Origin of the sequence: Shewanella sp. 10N.286.52.A9, assembly GCF_041468985.1 — a bacterium.
GTDB lineage: Bacteria > Pseudomonadota > Gammaproteobacteria > Enterobacterales > Shewanellaceae > Shewanella > Shewanella japonica.
In genome coordinates this window covers 60,941-82,732 of the sequence record NZ_JBFRJQ010000015.1, presented here as the reverse complement: position 1 = coordinate 82,732, position 21,792 = coordinate 60,941, and the positions used below count along the sequence as shown (strand labels likewise).

General features: G+C 40.2%; 18 protein-coding genes and 3 tRNA genes. 5 read left to right on the top strand and 16 right to left on the bottom strand.

The annotated features are described in order from the left end of the window. Window positions 1-86: 86 nt before the first annotated feature. The 9 genes from AB4128_RS12855 to AB4128_RS12815 form a co-directional block, all read right to left on the bottom strand. Window positions 87-1,958: a SurA N-terminal domain-containing protein gene (locus tag AB4128_RS12855; RefSeq protein WP_372037903.1), complete on the bottom strand. Its 1,872-nt coding sequence runs from the start codon at window positions 1,956-1,958 to the stop codon at window positions 87-89. A 223-nt stretch (window positions 1,959-2,181) separates the two neighbouring features. Beyond that, complete coding sequence (locus AB4128_RS12850; RefSeq protein ID WP_055023877.1) at window positions 2,182-2,454, bottom strand: HU family DNA-binding protein; 273 nt, start codon at window positions 2,452-2,454, stop codon at window positions 2,182-2,184. A gap of 266 nt (window positions 2,455-2,720) precedes the next feature. Further along, window positions 2,721-5,072 carry an endopeptidase La gene (gene lon, locus AB4128_RS12845; protein ID WP_055023878.1) on the bottom strand — a complete coding sequence of 784 codons (2,352 nt, stop codon included), beginning with the start codon at window positions 5,070-5,072 and terminating at the stop codon, window positions 2,721-2,723. Window positions 5,073-5,202: 130 nt separating this feature from the next. Continuing rightward, entirely contained in the window at window positions 5,203-6,483 is a 1,281-nt protein-coding gene (gene clpX / locus AB4128_RS12840; protein ID WP_055023879.1) for an ATP-dependent protease ATP-binding subunit ClpX, read from the bottom strand. 130 nt (window positions 6,484-6,613) lie between these two features. Further along, a complete protein-coding gene (gene clpP, locus AB4128_RS12835; RefSeq protein WP_055023880.1) occupies window positions 6,614-7,225 on the bottom strand; it encodes an ATP-dependent Clp endopeptidase proteolytic subunit ClpP in 612 nt (203 codons plus the stop codon). 90 nt (window positions 7,226-7,315) lie between these two features. Next, window positions 7,316-8,620 carry a trigger factor gene (tig, locus tag AB4128_RS12830; RefSeq protein WP_372037902.1) on the bottom strand — a complete coding sequence of 435 codons (1,305 nt, stop codon included), beginning with the start codon at window positions 8,618-8,620 and terminating at the stop codon, window positions 7,316-7,318. Between the two features lie 284 nt (window positions 8,621-8,904). Continuing rightward, window positions 8,905-8,980, bottom strand: a tRNA-His gene (locus AB4128_RS12825). 7 nt (window positions 8,981-8,987) lie between these two features. Next, a tRNA-Arg gene (locus AB4128_RS12820) sits at window positions 8,988-9,064 on the bottom strand. A 111-nt stretch (window positions 9,065-9,175) separates the two neighbouring features. Continuing rightward, window positions 9,176-9,252 (bottom strand) — tRNA-Pro (locus AB4128_RS12815). A gap of 255 nt (window positions 9,253-9,507) precedes the next feature. Between AB4128_RS12815 and folD the strand changes: the two genes are divergently transcribed. Continuing rightward, complete coding sequence (gene folD, locus AB4128_RS12810; RefSeq protein WP_080915429.1) at window positions 9,508-10,362, top strand: bifunctional methylenetetrahydrofolate dehydrogenase/methenyltetrahydrofolate cyclohydrolase FolD; 855 nt, start codon at window positions 9,508-9,510, stop codon at window positions 10,360-10,362. Window positions 10,363-10,477: 115 nt separating this feature from the next. Here folD and cysS read toward each other — a convergent pair whose 3' ends face one another. Further along, window positions 10,478-11,860, bottom strand: coding sequence for a cysteine--tRNA ligase (gene cysS / locus AB4128_RS12805; RefSeq protein WP_282168114.1), 1,383 nt, complete (start codon window positions 11,858-11,860; stop codon window positions 10,478-10,480). Window positions 11,861-12,002: 142 nt separating this feature from the next. Here cysS and AB4128_RS12800 point away from each other — a divergent pair, with 142 nt between their 5' ends. Beyond that, window positions 12,003-12,497 (top strand): peptidylprolyl isomerase, encoded by a 495-nt coding sequence (locus tag AB4128_RS12800; protein ID WP_055023884.1) that lies wholly within the window; start codon window positions 12,003-12,005, stop codon window positions 12,495-12,497. A gap of 6 nt (window positions 12,498-12,503) precedes the next feature. Further along, window positions 12,504-13,226, top strand: a complete 723-nt coding sequence (locus tag AB4128_RS12795; protein ID WP_211028225.1) for a UDP-2,3-diacylglucosamine diphosphatase — start codon at window positions 12,504-12,506, stop codon at window positions 13,224-13,226. A 50-nt stretch (window positions 13,227-13,276) separates the two neighbouring features. Here AB4128_RS12795 and miaE read toward each other — a convergent pair whose 3' ends face one another. Beyond that, window positions 13,277-14,044: a tRNA isopentenyl-2-thiomethyl-A-37 hydroxylase MiaE gene (gene miaE, locus AB4128_RS12790; RefSeq protein ID WP_119969730.1), complete on the bottom strand. Its 768-nt coding sequence runs from the start codon at window positions 14,042-14,044 to the stop codon at window positions 13,277-13,279. 336 nt (window positions 14,045-14,380) lie between these two features. On the opposite strand from miaE, the gene AB4128_RS12785 reads away from it, so the two are divergent. After that, the gene (locus AB4128_RS12785; protein ID WP_055023887.1) at window positions 14,381-14,977 is read left to right on the top strand and encodes a Yip1 family protein; all 597 of its coding nucleotides are present in this window, start codon (window positions 14,381-14,383) and stop codon (window positions 14,975-14,977) included. A 160-nt stretch (window positions 14,978-15,137) separates the two neighbouring features. Continuing rightward, window positions 15,138-16,151: a glucosaminidase domain-containing protein gene (locus tag AB4128_RS12780; protein ID WP_080915425.1), complete on the top strand. Its 1,014-nt coding sequence runs from the start codon at window positions 15,138-15,140 to the stop codon at window positions 16,149-16,151. Window positions 16,152-16,239: 88 nt separating this feature from the next. On the opposite strand, the gene glnS is transcribed toward AB4128_RS12780, so the two are convergent. The 5 genes from glnS to AB4128_RS12755 form a co-directional block, all read right to left on the bottom strand. Beyond that, window positions 16,240-17,910 (bottom strand): glutamine--tRNA ligase, encoded by a 1,671-nt coding sequence (gene glnS, locus AB4128_RS12775; protein WP_372037900.1) that lies wholly within the window; start codon window positions 17,908-17,910, stop codon window positions 16,240-16,242. Between the two features lie 154 nt (window positions 17,911-18,064). Further along, the gene (gene feoB, locus AB4128_RS12770; RefSeq protein ID WP_372037898.1) at window positions 18,065-20,359 is read right to left on the bottom strand and encodes a Fe(2+) transporter permease subunit FeoB; all 2,295 of its coding nucleotides are present in this window, start codon (window positions 20,357-20,359) and stop codon (window positions 18,065-18,067) included. Beyond that, on the bottom strand, window positions 20,352-20,591 hold the full coding sequence (locus tag AB4128_RS12765) for a FeoA family protein (RefSeq protein WP_055023891.1): 240 nt from the start codon (window positions 20,589-20,591) through the stop codon (window positions 20,352-20,354). Before AB4128_RS12765 ends, feoB begins: the two co-directional genes overlap by 8 nt. A 218-nt stretch (window positions 20,592-20,809) precedes the next feature. After that, a complete protein-coding gene (locus AB4128_RS12760; RefSeq protein ID WP_211028231.1) occupies window positions 20,810-21,346 on the bottom strand; it encodes a GNAT family N-acetyltransferase in 537 nt (178 codons plus the stop codon). Window positions 21,347-21,429: 83 nt separating this feature from the next. Further along, entirely contained in the window at window positions 21,430-21,708 is a 279-nt protein-coding gene (locus AB4128_RS12755) for a peptidylprolyl isomerase (RefSeq protein ID WP_055023893.1), read from the bottom strand. Between the last annotated feature and the right edge of the window lie 84 nt (window positions 21,709-21,792).

The window sequence follows — 21,792 nt, the reverse complement described above, 5'->3', positions numbered from 1 at the left end:
AAAATAAAATACATACCAAAAATAATTAAATAAAAACCAAAAAAAAGCCAAGGATAACCTTGGCTTTTTAATGTTAATACCCGGTTTTATTCAGCAACTGGGTACTCAATTTTTGCTTTTGATTTAAGCGCAGCAATGACAGAGCGGTAATCCGCTTCACTGTATTGCGGAGCTAAACGTTGCTTAATTGAATCAATAACGTTGCTATCAATCCCTTGTGCAGCATTCACTTTATCAAGTGCAATTACCGCAAAGCCATTCGCTAAAGCTGCTGTATCAAATGATACACTGCTTGCTTCAGGAGCAGGCATTTGGAAAGCCTTCGTCGTAATAGCTTGATCGATATCTTGATTGAATCTGGCTAATTGCGCTTTAGTCGCAATAGTCACATCAGTGATTTCTTCGCCAGCTTTAAGTTTAGCAAGATACTCATTGGCTTTTTCACTCGCCTGAAGGTTCGCTTTATCTTGAACCAAGCGCGCTTCAATACCAGACTTAACATCCGCTAATGGTAAAGTACCCGCATCTTGATGCTTCAATAAACGGATAACAACCACATGATTAGGAGCAAGTTCAATCACTTCACTGTTCATGCCACTGGTAATCACTTCGTCAGAAAATGCAGTGCGAACTAAATCAGGGCTACTTAGGTTAGCCGGAGCATTGTCACGAGAAAACAACCCAGTCGACTGAACAGTCGTACCTAATGCTTTAGCTGTTTCATCTAACGTATCTGGCACTTCGTAGCTAGTATCAGCAAGAATGCTTTGTAAGCTATAGAACTCATCAACTGCTTTCTTGTTTTGTAAATCAGCAACAATTTTATCTTGAACTTCTTCAAACGGTGCTGCTGCACCTGATTGAATATCAAGTAGCTTAACGATGTGGTAACCGAATTCACTTTTAACAATCTGTGAGTATTCACCTTGAGTTAGTGCAAACAGTGCTTCATCGAATGCTGGGTCCATCACACCTTGCTCGAACCAATCAAGTTGACCCCCTTGCTCCGCACTAAACTGATCATCTGAATCAGTTTTTGCAACTTCTGCAAAGTCTTCACCAGCTTGTAATTTAGCTAAGCTTGCTTCAGCCTTTGCTTCATCAGCACTATCATCGCCAGAAGCAAATAGAATATGCGCCGCTAAACGTTTTTCAGCTGTTTGATATTGTTGTTTGTTTTCTTCGTAGTATGTACGTGCTTCATCGACAGACGTATCCATCCCTTTAGCAAGTTCAGCTGCGTTTAACTCAACATATTCTAAGCTCACTTTTTCTTGATCCATAAACTGCATCAAGTTGCTATCATAGTAAGTTTTGATCTCTTCATCCGTCACACTTGCTGTAACTAAGTAAGGAGAAGAATCAACGACTAAATAACGAATATCACGAGTTTGACCTTGAATTTCAGCAAGTTGCTTAGCTTCACCATCCAACACGAATTCACTGCCCACTAACGAAGTCAATAACTGACGACGAGTCATATCGGTACGCATCATGTCACGGAAGCTATTAGTTTGATAACCAAGCTGACGTAATACTGCTAAGTAGCGCTCGTTATCAAACACACCATCGGTTTGGAATGCTGGTTCGTTAACAATCGCTTGTTTAATTTGTTCATCAGAAACACGAAGACCTAAATCTTCAGCTGCTTGAGTCATTAACTTATCAGCGATCAGGCGGTCTAATACGTTCTGCTTGATACCGTTCATGTACGTATCATCAGCAGATAATGCATCAAACATTTCGCCAAGCTGTTGCTCTAAACGGCCACGTTCATTTTGATAAGCTTGTTCTAGTTCATTTGCGGTAATGTCGTCGCCATTAACAACGGCAGCAGCTACATCAGTTGATGTGCCTAGGTAACTACTTACACCAGCAAATGCGAACGAAAGGATCACTAACACTAAAATACTTTTAGCGACAACGCCTTGTGAGCCTTCACGAATTTTTTCTAACATCTGAATTCTCGCTTGTTGCGATTAAAAAAATAAAAAGGCGCACCACTTGGGGATGCGCCTTCTTGTAATTTATATGGAGTTATCAGACGCTACCTCGGGTATGACCCAATTCCTCCGATTATTAAAATTAACACTGTTATTCTTAATAATCTTTTCGTAAAAAGCACTGCCAAAACAGTGCTTTTTAACTATGCCTTACAAAAGGCAACGATATTAACTATTCTTAGTTAACAGCGTCTTTTAGAGCTTTACCCGCTTTGAAAGCTGGGATGTTAGCCGCAGCAATCTTAATTTCTGCACCAGTTTGTGGGTTACGGCCAGTACGCTCAGCACGCTGACGTACTTCAAAAGTACCAAAACCAACTAGAGAAATTTTATCGCCTTCTTTAAGTGCTTCAGTAACAGCACCAATGAAAGAATCTAATGCACGGCCTGCGCCAGCTTTAGAAATGTCAGCACCAGAAGCGATTTTCTCGATTAGTTCAGATTTGTTCATGTCATCCCCTTGAATGTTTATTTTCGCGCCGCAACCAAATCCGTCTTTAGAGCGGTCTGCGGAGGCTTTTTTGTTATAAGTTTGATACCACACCAAACTTAGTTGGAAAACCAAAAAAAATGTACTTGGATACAGCTCAAAGTCAGTTGCGCCAAGGGTTTGGTGCTAACTGACTCTCCACTTATCTAGGCTACCACAGCTTTACAGATTGTTAAGCCCCTTTTTTCATTTTTTTTAGGTTCAAAGCAACTTTTTTTGCTAATTAGCTACTTTTTAACCACTTCAAAGCCTTTTACTGGCTTTTCTAAGGCCAATTCAAGTACTTCATCGACCCATCTGACTGGGTGAATCTTAAGATCGGCAATGACATTGGCTGGAATTTCTTCCAAATCACGCTCATTTTCTTTAGGAATAAGTACAACTTTTATGCCGCCACGATGTGCCGCAAGTAACTTTTCCTTCAAACCGCCGATAGGTAGAACTTCCCCTCTCAGGGTAATTTCACCTGTCATGGCCACATCACTCTTAACCGGATTACCCGTTAAGCTTGATACCAACGCAGTACACATTGCAGCACCCGCAGATGGTCCATCTTTAGGCGTTGCCCCTTCAGGAACATGCACGTGAATATCACGTTTTTCGTAAAAGTCACTGTTAATGCCTAATTGTTCAGCGCGAGCACGAACAACTGTCATCGCAGCTTGAATAGACTCCTGCATGACATCACCAAGTGAGCCAGTATAAGCAAGTTTGCCTTTACCTGACACAGACGTCGCTTCAATAGTCAGTAAATCGCCACCAACTTGCGTCCAAGCTAAACCAGTCACTTGACCAATTTGATTATTGGACTCAGCTTTACCGTAATCAAAGCGCTGCACACCGAGGAATGATTTCAAGTTCTCTTGATTCACTTCGACGGTTTTAACTGATTTATCTAAAAGAATCATCTTAACGACTTTACGGCACACTTTTGATAGCTCGCGCTCTAGTGAACGGACACCAGCTTCTCTAGTGTAGTAACGGATCATGCCAATAATGGCGCTATCATCGATATTAATTTCTTTTGGTTTTAACCCGTTTCGCTCGATTTGCTTAGTCAATAAATGCTTTTTAGCGATATTCAATTTTTCATCTTCGGTATAACCCGATAAACGAATTACTTCCATACGGTCCAATAACGGTCCAGGAATATCCATTGAGTTCGATGTCGCCACAAACATCACGTCAGATAAGTCGTAATCAACTTCTAAGTAATGATCATTAAACGCTGCGTTTTGCTCAGGGTCTAGTACTTCAAGTAGCGCTGATGATGGGTCACCACGCATATCTGAGCTCATCTTATCGATTTCATCTAATAAGAATAATGGGTTTTTAACACCCACTTTGGCCATTTTTTGGATCACTTTACCTGGCATAGAACCAATGTAAGTTCGACGATGACCACGAATTTCAGCTTCGTCGCGTACGCCACCTAAGGCAACGCGAACATATTTACGTCCTGTTGCTTTAGCAATTGATTGGCCTAATGACGTTTTACCAACACCTGGAGGCCCTACTAAGCAAAGGATTGGTCCTTTTAATTGTTTAACTCGACTTTGCACGGCAAGGTATTCAAGAATGCGTTCTTTTACTTTCTCTAACCCGTGATGATCGGTATCTAAAATGGCTTCAGCTTTTGACAAGTCACGTTTGATTTTTGAACGCTGACTCCAAGGTACAGACGTCATCCAGTCTACGTAACTTCTTACCACTGTCGCTTCTGCTGACATTGGCGACATCATTTTTAACTTATTAAGCTCAGCTTCCGCTTTTTCTTTTGCTTCAGCCGGCATTTTGGCTTCTTCAATCTTGCGGCCTAAAACTTCAAACTCATCTTGACCTTCATCAAGATCGCCAAGTTCTTTTTGAATGGCTTTCATTTGCTCATTCAAGTAATACTCACGTTGGCTTTTTTCCATCTGCTTTTTAACACGGCCACGAATGCGTTTCTCAACTTGAAGTAAGTCGATCTCGCCTTCCATCATTGCCATTAAATATTCAAGACGTTCGCCAACATTGATCATTTCAAGCACTGACTGTTTGTCTTCAAGCTTTAGCGGCATGTGAGCTGCCATAGTATCAGCAAGACGGGCAGCTTCTTCAATACCAGTTAAAGATGTCAGTACTTCTGGTGGAATTTTTTTATTTAGCTTGATGTAGCCTTCAAATTGGCTAATAGCACTTCGAACCAGCACTTCTTCTTCTTTATCAGCTAACTCTTCAGACGCTAACATTGTCACGTTTGCGACAAAGAATTCATCTTCTTGTGTGTACTCAGTGACTTTAGCACGCTGACCACCTTCAACTAGCACTTTAACCGTGCCGTCAGGTAATTTTAATAACTGTAAAATAGATGCAACGGTACCAATTTCAAAAATATCGTCTTTTGCTGGCTCGTCTAAATCAGCTTCCCGCTGGGCGACCAGTAATATTTGCTTATCTTGTTCCATCGCTGATTCAAGGCATCGAATAGATTTCTCTCGTCCGACGAATAGCGGAATTACCATATGGGGATAAACCACTACATCTCGAAGTGGCAGCACGGGGAGTTCGATATGCGCTTCACGCTCTTGGGTCATAGTTCGATTCCGTTTGATGAATGGATTATATAATCAGTATATTGGGATGTTTCTAAGAGTTTCAATGGGCAATACGAAAAAAGGAGCCCAATGGACTCCTTATTTTTCAACTATTAGCAAAAGCGACGAATTATTGCTCGCCACCAGCAACTTGGTTGTCAGCATTTTCGTAAATCAAGATGGGGGCAGACTCGCCTTTGACGACAGATTCATCGACAACAGCTTTAATTACGCCCTCAACTGAAGGAATATCATACATAGTATCAAGTAAGATATCTTCAATGATTGAACGAAGACCACGAGCACCGGTTTTACGCGTCATCGCTTTATGAGCAATGGCTTTTAAAGCATCTTCACGGAACTCAAGTTCAACCTCTTCCATCTCAAACAATGCACCATATTGTTTTGTTAGTGCATTTTTAGGTTGAGAAAGAATCTGTACTAGCGCTGCTTCATCTAATTCAGTTAGCGTAGCAACAACAGGTAAACGGCCAATAAACTCAGGGATTAAGCCAAACTTAATCAAGTCCTCAGGCTCAACTTTGCCTAACGTCTGAGAAATAGTGACTTTATCAGCTTCACCCTTAACTTCAGCGCCAAAGCCAATACCTGTTCCAGTTAGCCCACGTTGTTCAATAACTTTTTCAAGCCCAGCAAATGCACCACCACAAATAAATAGGATTTTAGACGTATCTACTTGCAAGAACTCTTGCTGTGGATGTTTACGTCCACCTTGTGGAGGTACAGAAGCAACAGTACCTTCAATTAGCTTAAGCAAAGCTTGCTGAACACCTTCACCAGATACATCACGGGTGATTGATGGGTTGTCAGATTTGCGGCTTATTTTATCGATTTCATCGATATAGACGATACCGCGCTCCGCTTTCTCAACGTCATAATCACACTTTTGCAGTAGCTTCTGAATGATGTTTTCAACATCTTCACCTACGTAACCCGCTTCAGTTAGTGTCGTTGCATCAGCCATAGTAAATGGCACATCTAATGAACGAGCTAACGTCTCAGCTAGCAGTGTTTTACCACTACCCGTTGGTCCGATAAGCAAGATATTACTTTTACCTAGTTCAACACCTTCAATCGGCGTGCCATTGCGTAAACGTTTATAATGGTTATAAACGGCAACTGACAGTACCTTTTTAGCTTGGTTCTGACCAATAACGTAATCATCTAAGTGCTCACGCAATTCGTGTGGTGTTGGCAACTTGTCTTGATCACGCTTTGGCGAGATCTCTTTAATTTCTTCACGAATGATGTCATTACATAGCTCAACACATTCATCACAAACATATACCGAAGGTCCAGCGATTAGCTTTCTTACTTCATGTTGGCTTTTTCCGCAAAAAGAGCAGTACAGTAGTTTGCCACTGTCACCGGTACTTTTGTTATCGCCCATTACCCTACCTCTGTTGCAGCCTGTTCACTGTCTTTAGATACACACTCTGTGCATTATTTGTACTACACAGAAACAGTTAAATATTTTTTATACGCTATTCATCACAGAATAGCGTACTCAGGCCTAAAAATCAGCTACGCTTTTCAAAAACTGAATCAACTAAACCATAATCAGCAGCTTCTTGTGCACTCATGAAGTTATCACGGTCTGTATCACGCTCGATAACATCTAATGGTTGCCCAGTGTGTTCAGCTAACATTTCATTTAATTTATTCTTAATGCCTAAGATTTCTTGAGCATGAATTGCAATGTCAGACGCTTGGCCTTGGAAACCACCCAAAGGCTGGTGAATCATGACTCGAGAATTCGGCAAACAATGACGCTTACCTTTTGCACCACCCGCTAATAAGAATGCGCCCATGCTGCAAGCTTGACCAATACATACAGTGCTTACGTTCGGTTTAATGAACTGCATTGTGTCGTAAATTGCCATACCAGCAGTAACAGAACCACCTGGCGAGTTAATGTAGATTGAAATATCTTTATCTGGGCTTTCTGATTCTAGGAACAGTAACTGCGCCACGATCAGGTTAGCCATGTGTTCTTCAACCTGACCAACCAAGAAAATTACTCGCTCTTTTAATAAACGAGAGTAAATATCATATGAACGCTCACCTTTAGCAGTTTGTTCAACAACCATAGGTACAAGAGCATTGAGTACAGATTCTGGCGCTTTATGCATTTTATATTTCCCTAAAATAAAAATGGCTCGTATGAGGAACCTCATACGAGCCATTATAAATGGCGAACCGCCAATCAAGTCAAGCGATGGTTACGCTTTACCTGTTGCCTTGTTCATAAATTCTTCAAATTCGACGTCTTTAGTCGTCACTTTTGCAGATTTTAGTAAAACTTCAACAGCTTGCTCTTCAAGCGCTACATTGCGCATGTTTTGCATAAGCTCTTTGTTGCCATTGTAGTATTCAACCACTTCACTTGGATCTTCATAAGCTGAAGCCATTGAAGCAATAAGACCTTGAACACGTTCGTCTTCAGCTTGAAGCTCGTTAGTTTTGATAACTTCGCCAAGAAGTAAACCAATTTTAACGCGACGCTCAGCTTGCTCTGTGAATAAATCAGCAGGAAGCTCAGGCATGTTCTCAGTTTGGCCACCAAAGCGTTGCATAGCTTGTTGACGAAGAACGTTAACTTCACCGTCTACTAGTGCTTTAGGGATAGTGATTTCGTTAGCTGATAATAAGCCTTCGATAACTTGCTCTTTCACATTTGCTTTTAGCGCTTGCTCAAGTTCACGAGTCATGTTTTTACGGATTTCAGCTTTAAGTGCGTCTAAACCACCTTCAACGATACCGAATAAAGAAGCGAATTCATCGTTAACTTCTGGTAATTCTGCAGACTGAACTTCAGTAAGTGTAATAACGAACTTAGCCGCTTTACCTTTTAAGTTTTCAGCATGGTAGTCTTCAGGGAAAGTCACTTCGATTTCGAATTCATCACCTGCTTTATGACCGATAACACCAGTTTCGAAACCAGGGATCATACGGTTGCTACCAAGTTCTAATTCGAAGTCGTCAGCTTTTCCGCCTTCAAACTCTTCACCATCAACAGAACCAACAAAGTTCATTTTAACTTTATTGCCTTCTTCTGCAGCAGTTTCAACGGCTGCGAAAGTAGCGTGTTGCTTGCGAAGTGTTTCAATCATAGTGTCAACGTCAGCGTCATTAACTTCAGCTTGTGGTTGTTCAACTTCAATTGCGTCTAGACCCGTTAATGCTACTTCTGGGTAGATTTCAAACGTTGCAACGAACTCAAAGTTTTCGCCTTCAGTTTTACCTGGAGCAAAAACTGGCGCGCCTGCTGGGTTTAACTTTTCAGCCATGATAGCTTCGATAAAGTTGCGTTGCATAACTTCACCAGTGACATCTTGACGAATAGCAGCGCCGTAGCGTTGCTTGATGACAGAAACTGGTACTTTACCTGGACGGAAACCAGAAATCTTTGCACGCTTCGCTTCACGTATTAAATTGTCTTTAACTAATTTCTCAATTTGTTCAGCAGGAACAGAAATTGTTAGGCGACGTTCTAGGCCTTGAGTTGTTTCAACAGAAACTTGCATTGTTTTACCTCGAAATATGTCTGACGTCCTTTGTAATAGTCGAAAGCTCAACTATTAAATATTCGTTTCTTGATTATTAATGTTTACTAATAAAAGCATGATACAGCAGCTTTTCAGCGCTATTACCTGTAGTAATTCGTATTAGATATTTATCAAGACGCGACATTATAGCGACCGATTACAATAGAGTCGAGCCTGAAAATGCGGTTATATGGGGATTTTAGACATAAAAAAAGCGACCTAAGGTCGCTTTCTCTACAATCGTGCAATTTTAATGCAGAATTTGGGGTGACTGATGGGGCTCGAACCCACGACAACCGGAATCACAATCCGGGGCTCTACCAACTGAGCTACAATCACCATAATTTGGTACGCCACTCAGGATTCGAACCTGAGACCCACGCCTTAGAAGGGCGTTGCTCTATCCAGCTGAGCTAGTGGCGCTTGGCTTACATACTTATTCTGTATACCTGCTAGATAATTAGTAAACTGATTTGGTTTTCAGTTTAACTTTCCCAGCTTATTCATAAAGCGTTAACTTTACAAATAGAAATTTGGTCGGTGATAGAGGATTCGAACCTCTGACCCTCTGCTCCCAAAGCAGATGCGCTACCGGGCTGCGCTAATCACCGAGAAGTCTTGCCAATCAAGGGTTATGCATTAACTTAATGCCTTAACTGCGAGAACGGAGCGCATATTAACGAGTCACTTTACTATCGTCAACGATTTTTTTTACAAACTTGTTCAGCTGCTGTTTTTACACACAAAAAATTCTGTTTTCAATAAATCACTAAGTCAATAATCATGACAGAACTATGGCTGACTGATAGAATACGCCTCGTTAAAATTCATATATCATCGCGCCATATAAAGGAAACTATACCCCCATGACTGCCCAAAATATTGATGGCAAAGCGATCGCACAATCTATTCGTAGCACGTTAAAAGAAAAAGTGCTGGAACGCAAAACTGCTGGCAAGCGTATTCCGGGCCTCGCGGTTATCCTAGTCGGCGCTGATGCAGCGTCTCAAGTTTATGTAGGTAGTAAACGCCGCGCTTGTGAAGAAGTTGGCTTCGAATCTTACTCATATGACCTTGAAACCAGTACAACTGAAGCTGAGCTATTAGCCTTAATCGATCAATGTAATGAAGATCCTAAGATTGATGGAATTTTGGTACAACTTCCCTTACCCGCTCATATTGAAGATTCAAAAGTGATTGAGCGTATCAGACCTGATAAAGATGTTGATGGATTTCACCCTTATAATGTTGGCCGCTTAGCACAACGTATTCCTGTATTACGTTCATGTACGCCAAAAGGCATCATTACCTTAATAAAATCTACGGGCGTAGATACCTATGGCTTGGATGCAACCATTGTTGGCGCTTCAAACATTGTTGGCCGTCCTATGACACTTGAATTACTCCTAGCGGGTTGCACTACAACAACTTGTCATCGTTTTACAAAAAATCTAGAACAAAAAGTACGTCAAGCTGATTTACTGGTTGTCGCTGTAGGAAAGCCAGGCTTTATTCCAGGAGAGTGGATTAAGCCTGGTGCAATAGTTATTGATGTAGGGATTAACCGACTTGAAGATGGTCGTTTAGTTGGTGACGTTGAGTTTGATATTGCAGCAGAAAAAGCCGCGTTCATTACACCGGTACCTGGCGGTGTTGGCCCAATGACAATCGCAAGTCTACTTGAAAATACGCTTTATGCTGCCGAGCAGTATCACGATTAACTGTAAATGCTTAATAATTAAGCTTGTTTTGTTTTGACTCAAAGCTTACTGATAATAAGCCTATAAACAAAAAAGCCTGCTAAAAATAGCAGGCTTTTTTATCACAAGAACTTAACTACGACTTCTTTCGCCAAGTTGTGCCTTCTTCACCGTCTTCAAGTACGACGTTTAATGCATTTAGTCTATCGCGAGCAGCGTCAGCAGCTGGCCAGTCTTTCTCTGCACGGGCACGATTACGCTCAACAATCAGCGCTTCTATCTCTGCCACTTCATCATCGCTACCATCACCTTGGAAGAATGCATCAACATCACGGTTGATAATACCCAATACATCTGTCAGTGACTTAAGACTCACACCCAATGCACTTGCCTGAACCATATCCACCAATTTCAAGCGATTAATTTCACGCACCATATCAAAGATTACAGAGTAAGCTTCTGGTGTATTGAAATCATCGTCCATTGCTACAGTAAATTTATTAATAAATTCTGTAGCTGGTGCTGCCTCAACCGTAAGGTCAAGCCCTTTAAGTGAAGTATAAATACGTTCAAGAGCCGATTTGGCTTGTTTTAAATTGTCTTCTGAATAGTTCAATTGACTACGGTAATGACCTGACAATAAGAAATAACGTACTGTTTCAGGATCATAATGGGCTAATACATCACGAATAGTGAAAAAATTACCTAATGACTTGGACATTTTTTCTTTATCAACCATGACCATGCCAGTATGCATCCAGTAATTCACGTATTGTGAACCGTGAGCACAGCAAGACTGAGCAATCTCATTTTCATGGTGTGGGAACTGCAAGTCACTGCCACCGCCATGGATGTCAAAATGCTCGCCTAAATGCTTACTGTTCATCGCAGAACATTCGATATGCCATCCAGGACGACCTGGTCCCCATGGCGACTCCCAAGTTGGCTCACCAGGCTTTGACATTTTCCACAATACGAAATCCATAGGATCACGCTTTGTATCTTCAACTTCTACTCGTGCGCCAGCTTGTAATTGCTCAAGATTTTGACCAGATAAACGTCCATACTCAGGAAATGAAGAAACGCTAAATAGCACATCGCCACTTTCAGATACGTAAGCATGATCTTTAGCAATCAGCTTTTGAACCATCTCGATGATTTCTTCGATATGTAACGTTGCTCTTGGCTCAAAATCAGGTCGCATCATGTTCAATGCATCAAAATCATTATGCATTTCACCAATTAATCGCTCAGTTAACGAATCACAACTTTCATTGTTTTCAGCTGCACGCTTAATAATCTTGTCATCAACATCGGTGATATTACGCAGGTAATTCACTTCGTAGCCGCGGTAACGTAAATAACGAACGATCATATCGAAAGAAACAAAAGTACGACCATGGCCAATATGACATAAATCGTAGATGGTGATACCACATACATACATGTCAATTTTTCCAGGGTTAATCGGCTTAAATTCTTGCTTATCACGACTCATACTATTGTAAATTTTCAACATCGATGGTTCTCTTTTACTCGTTTTGATACCAATATAATTGGGATAAAGTCTATCATGAGCAATACTGTTTTGAATACTGCACTTTAAGCCTCACGTTAGATAAGTTAGAATCCCGCAACAATTTTTATCAAGGTATTTTAATATGATCACTTTACACACCAATATGGGCGACATTAAAGTTGCACTAAATACAGAAAAAGCGCCTTTAACTTCTGAAAACTTCATGCAGTACGTTAAAGATGGTTTTTATGATGGGACGATTTTTCACCGTGTAATTGATGGTTTCATGGTTCAAGGTGGTGGATTTACCGAAGACATGGTTCAGAAAACTCCTAAAGCAGCGATTAAGAACGAAGCGAATAATGGTTTATCAAACAAGATTGGTACTCTTGCTATGGCTCGTACTTCAGATCCTCATTCTGCTACAGCGCAATTCTTTATCAACGTCAGTGACAACACTTTCTTAGATTTCAAAGCAGAAACAGGCCAAGGCTGGGGTTACTGTGTGTTTGCTGAAGTTGTTGAAGGTTTAGACATCGTTGAAAAAATTAAAGGTGTCAGCACTGGTAACCGTGGCATGCATCAAGACGTGCCATTAGAAGCTGTGGTAATCAACAGTGTAAGCGTGGCTGAATAAACGCGAGTGCATACTGTATTTATGGGCGATTTGCATTTAAGTGCAGATCGTCCTGATATTTCCAAAGCCTTCATTGAATATCTCAACTCAGACCTTTCTGAGGTTGAAGCTTTATATATTATCGGTGATTTATTTGAAGTATGGACCAGTGATGATATTGCTGAGCCGTATACCGATGAAATAGCAACACATATTAAATCAGTCTCAACCAAACTGCCTGTTTACTTCATCCATGGCAATCGTGACTTTATGATAGGTAATGAATTTGCCAGTCGCTCTGGGATGATTTTATTGCCAGAAATTAACATACTTAATTTATATGGCATTCAAACCGTGGTTCTTCACGGCGATAGTCTATGTACATTAGATAAAGCCTATCAACGTTTTCGACGCTTTCGTAATTCTACTATTGTAAAGTGGATTTATCGTCACCTTCCTAAATCGACTAGACAAAAAATTGCTGCAAACATAAGACAAAAAAGTCAAAACAGTAACCAACAAAAAACCTATGAGATTATGGATGTTGAACCATCAGCGGTTAGTGAATTATTGACTAAAACCAATACAACTCGGATGATCCACGGCCATACTCACAGACCTGCAATTCATGAACTCGACAATCATAAACAGCGTATCGTCGTCGGCGACTGGTACGAACAAGGCAGTATTCTTATCATAAAAAAAGACAGTGCGATGTTACAACAACTGCCTTTTACTACTCAGCGATAGTCAATACAGACCTTAATTCGGCTCAATTCAAGAGATTTAAGATTAATACGTTAATTCGAGACTAGATTATGTGGTACACCACTATGAAACTTGAAGTCTTCATCATTCGATTGAATAAGCTCTGCTTCAACATTTGCAAAATATGCAACTCGTTCATTGATATCAATTTTACTTATAGTTTGCGCTAAAGATAAATAGTCCTGATAATGACGGGCTTCTGAACGTAACAAAGAAATATAAAACCTTTCCAAATCTGCATCTAAATAGGGGGCGATTTTAGCGAAACGTTCGCAAGAACGCGCTTCAATAAATGCCCCTATGATTAATTTATCAACGAGCGCGTCAGGTTCAAAAGTTTTCACATGCTTCATCATTCCTTTCGCATATCGCCCCGCTTCTAATAATTCATAAGGAATATTTTTCGCATCCATGAGTTCTAACACTTGATAGAAGTGATGTAATTCCTCCTTAATCAGCAGCACCATTTTATCCACTAAATCTTGGCCATAATCACAATCAGATCTGACCGTAACTTGCTTTGAAATATTACTTTTACCTTTAAGTGTCTCTAAGGACCCTTGCTTTTTATAAGCAAATTCTTCATAAGGCTTGACCCACGCACTAAGCTGGGTTGCGCTGTCTTTATCTACGGCGTATTTGCGAATTAAAAACATAGCACTTTGAGCGGCTTTTAATTCACATAGTAAGTGGTCTCTTAAAAGCAAAGACAAGTTTTCAGGCTTTTTGGCTTCATCTACCCATGACTGTGGTGTCTCACATTTTAAAAACGCCGTAATTGGCTCAAGTAATTGCTGCATGAATGATTTAAGTAGTCGACTGGATTTGCAGCTATTTTACCTGTAATAACAAGATTTCTACAGATAAAAGCGTATTAGAGCTTGACGAATGGATGCTTATGTTCAATAAATAGTCTATACATCTTCGTAACAATAGTTGCTAAAGTTGTATTTCGATTGCCTTTAATGGATAAACTTCTATAGGGATGAAGTTATTATTGGCTTAAATCACTCAAAAAGCAGAGTCATTTAAGCTGGTATGTGTGGGACTGATTAAGGCGATTGATATATGGGGCTATGATCAGTTCGTCTGAAGTTTGGCGAGCTATGTATGAATGCTAAACAAGGATAATAACAATGATATTAAATCACTTAATGGGGCTATACACTCATCCAAAGGAAGAGTGGAAGACAATTGAACGCAATCACGAAGCTGTAAAAAGCAGTCTAAGTCATATTTTACTTATCGCTTTAATTCCTTCTGTATGTAGCTATATTGCTACTGCCTACATTGGCTGGCATCCAGCTAATGGTGAACCTTTATTTTTAACACCGCAAAGCGCAATGTTCATGTCTGTCGGTATGTATTTTGGCTTAATCGGTGGCGTGCTTGCACTTGCCTACCTATCTTATTGGATGGCAAAAACATTCGATGCCACGCCAACCTTTACTCAAGCGTTGGAGCTGGCCGCCTACACTGCGACACCTTTATTTATGGTAGGTATTTCAGTACTTTATCCAGTGCTATGGTTTATTATGCTCGTTGGCTTAGCAGGCTTAGCTTACTCTGTTTATCTGCTATATGCCGGAGTCCCGATCATAATGAATATCCCGGAAGAAAAAGGCTTTATTTACGCAAGCTCAGTAGTGACTGCGGGCTTGGTATTATTAGTTGGTCTAATGGGTAGTAGTGTTATTCTTTGGAGCATGGGTTTCGGCCCAATGATGCAATAGTCACAAATCGACTATAATTAAAGGCGCATTGGCGCCTTTTTTATTGTGTGGATAAAACATTAGTTTATTCGCTTGAAAATGCGTCGCTCTTAATTGCCATGTAATAGACGATCAATTTTTATCTATAGCGGCACAATAAGCCGTATCGTTAAGGGAACACATGACTAAAAATACTTACCAAAAAATTCTGTTTGTCGCACTGTTGTTGTTTGGACTTTTCGCCATTAATTATTGGGTAAAATCCTCAACCGATGAAGGAAAGGTTCAGTCTGAAATTAAGCCAACGGCTTCAAATTCAAAACCTGTTGCTGAAACGACATCGGTTCAATCAAAATCGGTGCAATCAAAATCACATCAATCAGCCAAAGACATTAGCTTAAATTCATTAGATGAACTGATTAGCCTCTTTGACTCACTTAATTACAATACCGAAAGCTGGAAAGCGGGTGTACGAGAAGTCCCTCGCCTAACCTTTGAGCGAGTCAGTGAGAAGTGGCAGCAAACGTCCAATGAAATTCCAGTGCAGATGAAAAAGATGGTATTTTTCAGATTAATGGCGCCACTGATTTTAATCAGTAATGAGAACATTCTTAACGAACGACAAACTGTCGAACAAGCTTCACTTGATGATAAATCACTCATCGATATCGCAGTTAAATATAAAGTAATCACTGACCAAGACAGTGCACTAACAGAAGAACAAAGACAGCAATTATTAAAGCGCGTCGATATCATGCCGCCATCGCTTGTATTAGCTCAAGCTGCAGAAGAAAGTGGTTGGGCAACATCCCGGTTTACCGTTGAAGGTAATGCCTTTTTCGGACAGTGGGATTTTAGTGGTAACGGAATGATCCCTAAGCAGCAACGAAAAGAGTTAGGAAACTATGGTCTAGCAAGGTTTGATACACCGCAAGCTTCTGTAGAAGGATATATGCTAAATATTAACACTAACGCAGCCTATATTAAGCTTAGAGAGCTTAGACGAGATTTAAGAGCCGATGACCAACCTATTACGGGAATACAATTGGCTTCTACGCTAGATAAATATTCAGAACGCGGGCAAGCTTACATTGACGGCATACAGCAGATGATTCGTTATAATAAATTAGATCAAGTTGATGAAGCCTACTTGAGCAATGACAGACCATTACACTTGATTTCATCCAATCAATAATACCCTTTGGATTTAATTAACGAGTAAAAACAAAAAAGCCAAGGTCAACACCTTGGCTTTTAAATATGACAACATGTCATTTTATAATTTATGCAAAAGAGTCACGTAAAGGCACTGTTAAATTGAAAACTAGATGCTCAGCTGTTGAATCTTTGTTATCTGCACAGAAGTAACCTTCTCGCTCAAATTGATAAGCCTTCTCAACTTCAGCATTGACAAGACCTGCTTCAACAACACCATTTACGACAACTAAAGATTCAGGGTTAATCACCTCATCTACAGTATCAAATGCTGCAGGCGTTGCTTCAGTAAATAATCTATTGTAAAGACGGAACTCTGCTTGCTTAGCCGTTGAAGCTTCAACCCAATGAATCACGCCTTTTACTTTACGACCATCGCTAGGATTTTTACCTAATGTCTCATTGTCGTAAGTACAGTAAACAGTAGTCACATTACCGTCTTCATCTTGATCGAAACGTTCAGCTTTAATCACATAAGCGTTACGTAAACGAACTTCCTTACCTAACACTAAACGCTTGAAATGCTTATTTGCAGACTCACGGAAATCTTCAGCATCAATAAACAATTCTTTACCAAATGCCAATTTACGAGTACCCATCTCAGGCTTATTCGGGTGCATAGGGGCATTGATTGTTTCTGGTGAATCCGAAGGATAATTTTCAATTATCACTTTAATTGGCTTTAATACAGCCATTGCTCGTGGTGCATGCTCATTTAACTCTTCACGAATACAGGCATCAAGCACCCCACCTTCAATCAAGTTTTCTTGTTTTGTTACGCCAATACGCTGACAAAACTCACGAATAGATGCAGGAGTATAGCCACGACGACGAAGTCCAGCAATCGTTGGCATTCTAGGGTCATCCCAACCATTCACTAAGTTTCTTTCAACCAAGTCATTTAATTTACGCTTCGACATCAAGGTATATTCAAGGTTTAGTCTTGAAAATTCATATTGACGCGTGCGGTTTGGTTGATTGAAATCATCTAAATGATCTAATACCCAATCATATAGACGTCGGTTATCTTGAAACTCTAATGTACATAAAGAGTGAGTGATATTTTCGATAGCATCTGAGATACAATGCGTAAAATCGTACATTGGATAAATGCACCATTTGTCAGCAGTTTGATGATGATGTGCAAAACGGATCCGATAGATAACGGGATCACGCATACACATAAATGGTGAAGCCATATCGATTTTAGCACGTAAAGCGCACTCACCTTCTTTGAATTCACCTAAGCGCATTTTTTCAAACAGCGCTAAGTTTTCTTCAACACTGGTATCACGGTAAGGACTATTTTTACCTGGCTCTTTCAACGTACCACGGTACTCACGTGTTTCTTCTGCATTCAAAAAACACACATAGGCAAGCCCTTTATTAATTAACTCCAACGCATATTGATGAAGTTGATCAAAATAGTTAGATGAATAACGAATTTCACCCGCCCAATCGAACCCTAACCAGCGTACGTCATCCTGAATTGAGTGAACGTAGTCGATATCTTCTTTTTCTGGGTTCGTATCATCAAAGCGCAAATTACATTGACCCTGATAATCTTTTGCAATACCAAAATTTAAACAAATAGACTTTGCGTGACCAATATGTAAAAAACCATTTGGCTCCGGCGGGAAACGTGTATGCACGCTATCGTGCTTTCCGCTTTTTAAGTCTTCATCAATGATATTACGAATGAAGTTACTTGGACGTACTTCGTTGTCCACTTGACTCATAGAGTTCCTCTTAGTGCACGGTTTAAATTTTCAGACCTTCGATGATCCTACAGTTTTACGTGAGTTACAATGCCTGTTTGATAAAAATAATCATCAGAAAACAAAAAACCAGCATTTACTAAAATGCTGGTTTTGATTTGAACATTATTTATGCTTATTCGGTAATGACTCGCACATCAGGAATAATCTGTTGATTTTTCTTACCCTGCTTTTTAAGCCAGAAATAAAACCCAACCAATGCAATACTGAAGAATGAAATCCAGCCAATTGATTGAACAGGGTGCTTGGCTATATTTGCACCTTGATATACAACAGTGGCACTGCCATATGCTAAACCAAAGGTCCATAGCGCTGCAAAACGCGCCCATTTAGAACCGAACTCATTGACTAATGCTCCCATTGCTGCAACACATGGTGTGTAAAGCAAAACAAATAACAAGTAAGCAAAAGCAGCAACCTTAGTGCTAAAACCCGCTTGTAGTGCACTGAAGGTTGAACGATCAACCCCCTGCTCTTCTGCAGCTTCATCGATATTTTCTACATTACCTACATCAATCGACAATGGATCTTCTGGTGCAATGCCGAATAAGTTTTCAGGAATGGTATCCCATGCTTCTGAGAAGCTTTCAGATAGACTTGCAAGCTCTTCATCACCTTCTGTTGGATCTGAATATAAACTGTTAAGCGTTCCAACAACGGCTTCTTTAGCAAAGATACCTGTAATAATACCTACTGTTGCCGGCCAGTTATCTTGCTCTACTCCCATAGGAGAGAAAAACGGCGTGACTTTTTGGCTCAGTACACTCAATACCGATTCTTTACTGTCTTCATGACCGAAACTACCATCGGTACCAATGGCATTCACAAAGTTCAGTAGTGTGACAACAATAACAATCGTCTTACCTGCACCTAGGATAAAGCTTTTTGTACGTTTGGTCGTACGTGAAAAAACCGCTTTCGCCTTTGGCATTTCATAACTTGGTAATTCCATCACCACAGCACTACTGGTACCTGGCAACACTGTACTACGCAGTAATAAGCCGGTACCAACTGCGGCTAAAATACCAATGATGTAAAGTAAAAATACAAGATTTTGACCCGACTCTGGGAAAAATGCTGCAGCAAATAAGGCGTATACAGGCAAACGAGCACCACAAGACATAAATGGTGCCATCATGCCTGTGACAATTCTTTCTCGCTCGCTGCCTAGTGTACGTGTTGCCATAATGGCAGGAACGGAGCAACCAAACCCTACAATCATTGGAACAAACGCTTTTCCAGGCAGTCCAATACGACGCATTAAACCATCAACGACAAAAGCAGCTCTAGACATATAACCAGATGCTTCAAGTACTGACAATGCGAGGAACAATGCGGCAATAACTGGAATAAAGGTTGCCACAGTTTGTATACCTTGACCAATACCGCCAGCCAAAATAGTTACTAACCACAAAGGTGAGCCAATAGATTCTAATAAGGCGCCAAATTGGTCGACAAATACTGCACCAGCAGTAATATCAAAGAAATCAATAAAGGCGCTACCAACGTTGATACTAAACATGAACATTAAGTACATCACCAGCAAAAAGACTGGCACACCAAGCACTGGGTGAAGAATGATTTTATCTAGTTTGTCGCTTGCACTTTCATGCTCACCGACGCTCACTGATGCATCAAATACTTTTTGAACAAAATCAAACCTTGTCGTGGCAACAAGTACCTCAATGTCGGTACCTGACTGCTCAGCGATTTGAGTACAGTTGTTTACTACATCTTTAAGGCTGGTACTATCACATTGTCCACAGCCATTGCCATTACCTAGCATGGCTAGTGCACGACCACGGCTCAAGTTTTCAGCATGTTGTTGTAACGTTTTAACACCGGACTCAATGGACTCATCGTAATCTAGTACCAGCGGAGATTCAGTGACCTCACCTTTCAATAAACTCAGCACTTGATCTTGAACTTGCTTTATATCTGATTCGTCTCTAGAGCAAACGGCAACAACAGGGCAACCTAACTCTTGGCTCATTCGTTCGATATCCGCTTCAATACCAAGCTTTTTAGCTGCATCGATTTTGTTTAACACCACAACCATAGGAACACCAAGTTCTCTTAGTTGCACAGTTAAATACAAATGGCGTTCAATGTTAGTTGCATCAACAAGGTTAATAATCCCATCAACTCTTTGATCTGCTAAATATTGTTGAGCAATTTGCTCATCAAGGGAGCAATCACAACTATTGCCAGCTGGCAGCAAGTCATAAATACCTGGTAAGTCAGTAAGATAAACATTGGTATTATCTAACGTGAAATAGCCTGTTTTCTTTTCAACTGTAACACCTGACCAGTTACCAACTTGCTGATTCGCGCCTGTTAATGCATTAAATAAAGTTGATTTACCTGCATTTGGATTACCTACAGTGACGCAATGAAATTCTTTAGTCATGTGCTACTACCACCTCAATGATATCTGCTAAATCGCGACGCATACATAAACGGCTACCGCGTAACTCTAACTCTACACCACTCCCCATTGGTGCTCGGCGTAACATTGTGAACGCTGTATGAGGTGTAATCCCCATAGATAACAACTTACGCTTTACTGTTTGAGGTAAAGAAAGTTGACCGATTTCAGCGATCTTAGCCGTATCCCCAGGATTGAGTTCACTGAGCTTCATTAGACATCCACCTTGCGTGCAAAATTTTATAATTGATTAATTTTATATTAGACATTTACGCAATACCTTTACCTAGATCATGTTTTATAAGTGGAAACGAGAATAGTTTTCAATTGTATTGGTAATTATGTGATAAAAGCCCGAGTTTAAGAAGTGATTTTATGGCTTATTTATGTATGGCTTAAAATTCGCAATTTATTTCATTTAAACTTGATTGTTTAAATCCTAATATCAGATTGAAGCAATCCAAACAGGTATTCATCTATTTGCCTGTCACCAATCTTATGGTTCTGTCTTAATAACCCTTCTTGGATAAATCCACACTTGCGCATTACCTGAGCCGATCCAATGTTATCGACAGCACAATAACCGATAAACTTTTGAATATTGAATTCGTGTATTCCCCAATCGATAACCGCTTTTAAACTTTCAGTACCGTAACCTAAACCTTGTTGGTTTGGACTTATTAAGTAGCCTACTTCAGCACGATTCATCGCGTCGGACTCTTTATAAAAACCGGTTAAGCCTACAAACGTCTTATCTTGTATTGTTTCAATGATTAAGGTTAACCACTCACCTGAATCGTATGACCATGGTTCCAACCGTTGCTTAAAAGTCGACTCAATATCCGCAGTAGAGGTAACAGGCCGAATATGTGTTAACACAGTTTGATCAGAATTAATTGCTAGCACATTTGACCAGTCGTTTTGCTGAATTGTTCTAATGACTAACCTATCTGTATATAATGCAATCATTTATCAATTCCATTGATTAAATTTATTGAGTAACAAAAAATAAAAAAGGCAGCCAAAGCTGCCTTCGACGATTAAGAATTAATTTAACCGCGGCTTGTTACTTCAAGAAGGTGATACCCAAATTGTGTTTTCACTGGTCCTTGAACTTCGTTTAATGGCGCACTAAAAACAACCTCGTCAAATTCACGAACCATCATTCCTGGCCCAAAAGAACCTAACTCTCCACCTTGTGCTCCAGATGGGCATGAAGAATTTGCTTTTGCAATTTCAGCGAAATCGGCACCCGCTAGAATTTCTTGTTTCAATTGCTCACATTGCTCTTCTGAGCTAACTAAAAGGTGTCGTGCAGTTGCCTGTACCATGATGTACTCCTACTAATTGTAGATAAAATTGCTAAAAATATAGGGAGTAAAACTCCCTATATATATTCAACTAACAAGCTAACA

What these genes read in the sequence shown, in the direction of transcription:
- AB4128_RS12855 (WP_372037903.1), bottom strand. Translation starts at nt 1,958, where the DNA reads ATGTTAGAAAAAATTCGTGAAGGCTCACAAGGCGTTGTCGCTAAAAGT.
- AB4128_RS12850 (WP_055023877.1), bottom strand. Translation starts at nt 2,454, where the DNA reads ATGAACAAATCTGAACTAATCGAGAAAATCGCTTCTGGTGCTGACATT.
- lon (WP_055023878.1), bottom strand. Translation starts at nt 5,072, where the DNA reads ATGACCCAAGAGCGTGAAGCGCATATCGAACTCCCCGTGCTGCCACTT.
- clpX (WP_055023879.1), bottom strand. Translation starts at nt 6,483, where the DNA reads ATGGGCGATAACAAAAGTACCGGTGACAGTGGCAAACTACTGTACTGC.
- clpP (WP_055023880.1), bottom strand. Translation starts at nt 7,225, where the DNA reads ATGCATAAAGCGCCAGAATCTGTACTCAATGCTCTTGTACCTATGGTT.
- tig (WP_372037902.1), bottom strand. Translation starts at nt 8,620, where the DNA reads ATGCAAGTTTCTGTTGAAACAACTCAAGGCCTAGAACGTCGCCTAACA.
- folD (WP_080915429.1), top strand. Translation starts at nt 9,508, where the DNA reads ATGACTGCCCAAAATATTGATGGCAAAGCGATCGCACAATCTATTCGT.
- cysS (WP_282168114.1), bottom strand. Translation starts at nt 11,860, where the DNA reads ATGTTGAAAATTTACAATAGTATGAGTCGTGATAAGCAAGAATTTAAG.
- AB4128_RS12800 (WP_055023884.1), top strand. Translation starts at nt 12,003, where the DNA reads ATGATCACTTTACACACCAATATGGGCGACATTAAAGTTGCACTAAAT.
- miaE (WP_119969730.1), bottom strand. Translation starts at nt 14,044, where the DNA reads ATGCAGCAATTACTTGAGCCAATTACGGCGTTTTTAAAATGTGAGACA.
- AB4128_RS12785 (WP_055023887.1), top strand. Translation starts at nt 14,381, where the DNA reads ATGATATTAAATCACTTAATGGGGCTATACACTCATCCAAAGGAAGAG.
- AB4128_RS12780 (WP_080915425.1), top strand. Translation starts at nt 15,138, where the DNA reads ATGACTAAAAATACTTACCAAAAAATTCTGTTTGTCGCACTGTTGTTG.
- glnS (WP_372037900.1), bottom strand. Translation starts at nt 17,910, where the DNA reads ATGAGTCAAGTGGACAACGAAGTACGTCCAAGTAACTTCATTCGTAAT.
- feoB (WP_372037898.1), bottom strand. Translation starts at nt 20,359, where the DNA reads ATGACTAAAGAATTTCATTGCGTCACTGTAGGTAATCCAAATGCAGGT.
- AB4128_RS12765 (WP_055023891.1), bottom strand. Translation starts at nt 20,591, where the DNA reads ATGAAGCTCAGTGAACTCAATCCTGGGGATACGGCTAAGATCGCTGAA.
- AB4128_RS12760 (WP_211028231.1), bottom strand. Translation starts at nt 21,346, where the DNA reads ATGATTGCATTATATACAGATAGGTTAGTCATTAGAACAATTCAGCAA.
- AB4128_RS12755 (WP_055023893.1), bottom strand. Translation starts at nt 21,708, where the DNA reads ATGGTACAGGCAACTGCACGACACCTTTTAGTTAGCTCAGAAGAGCAA.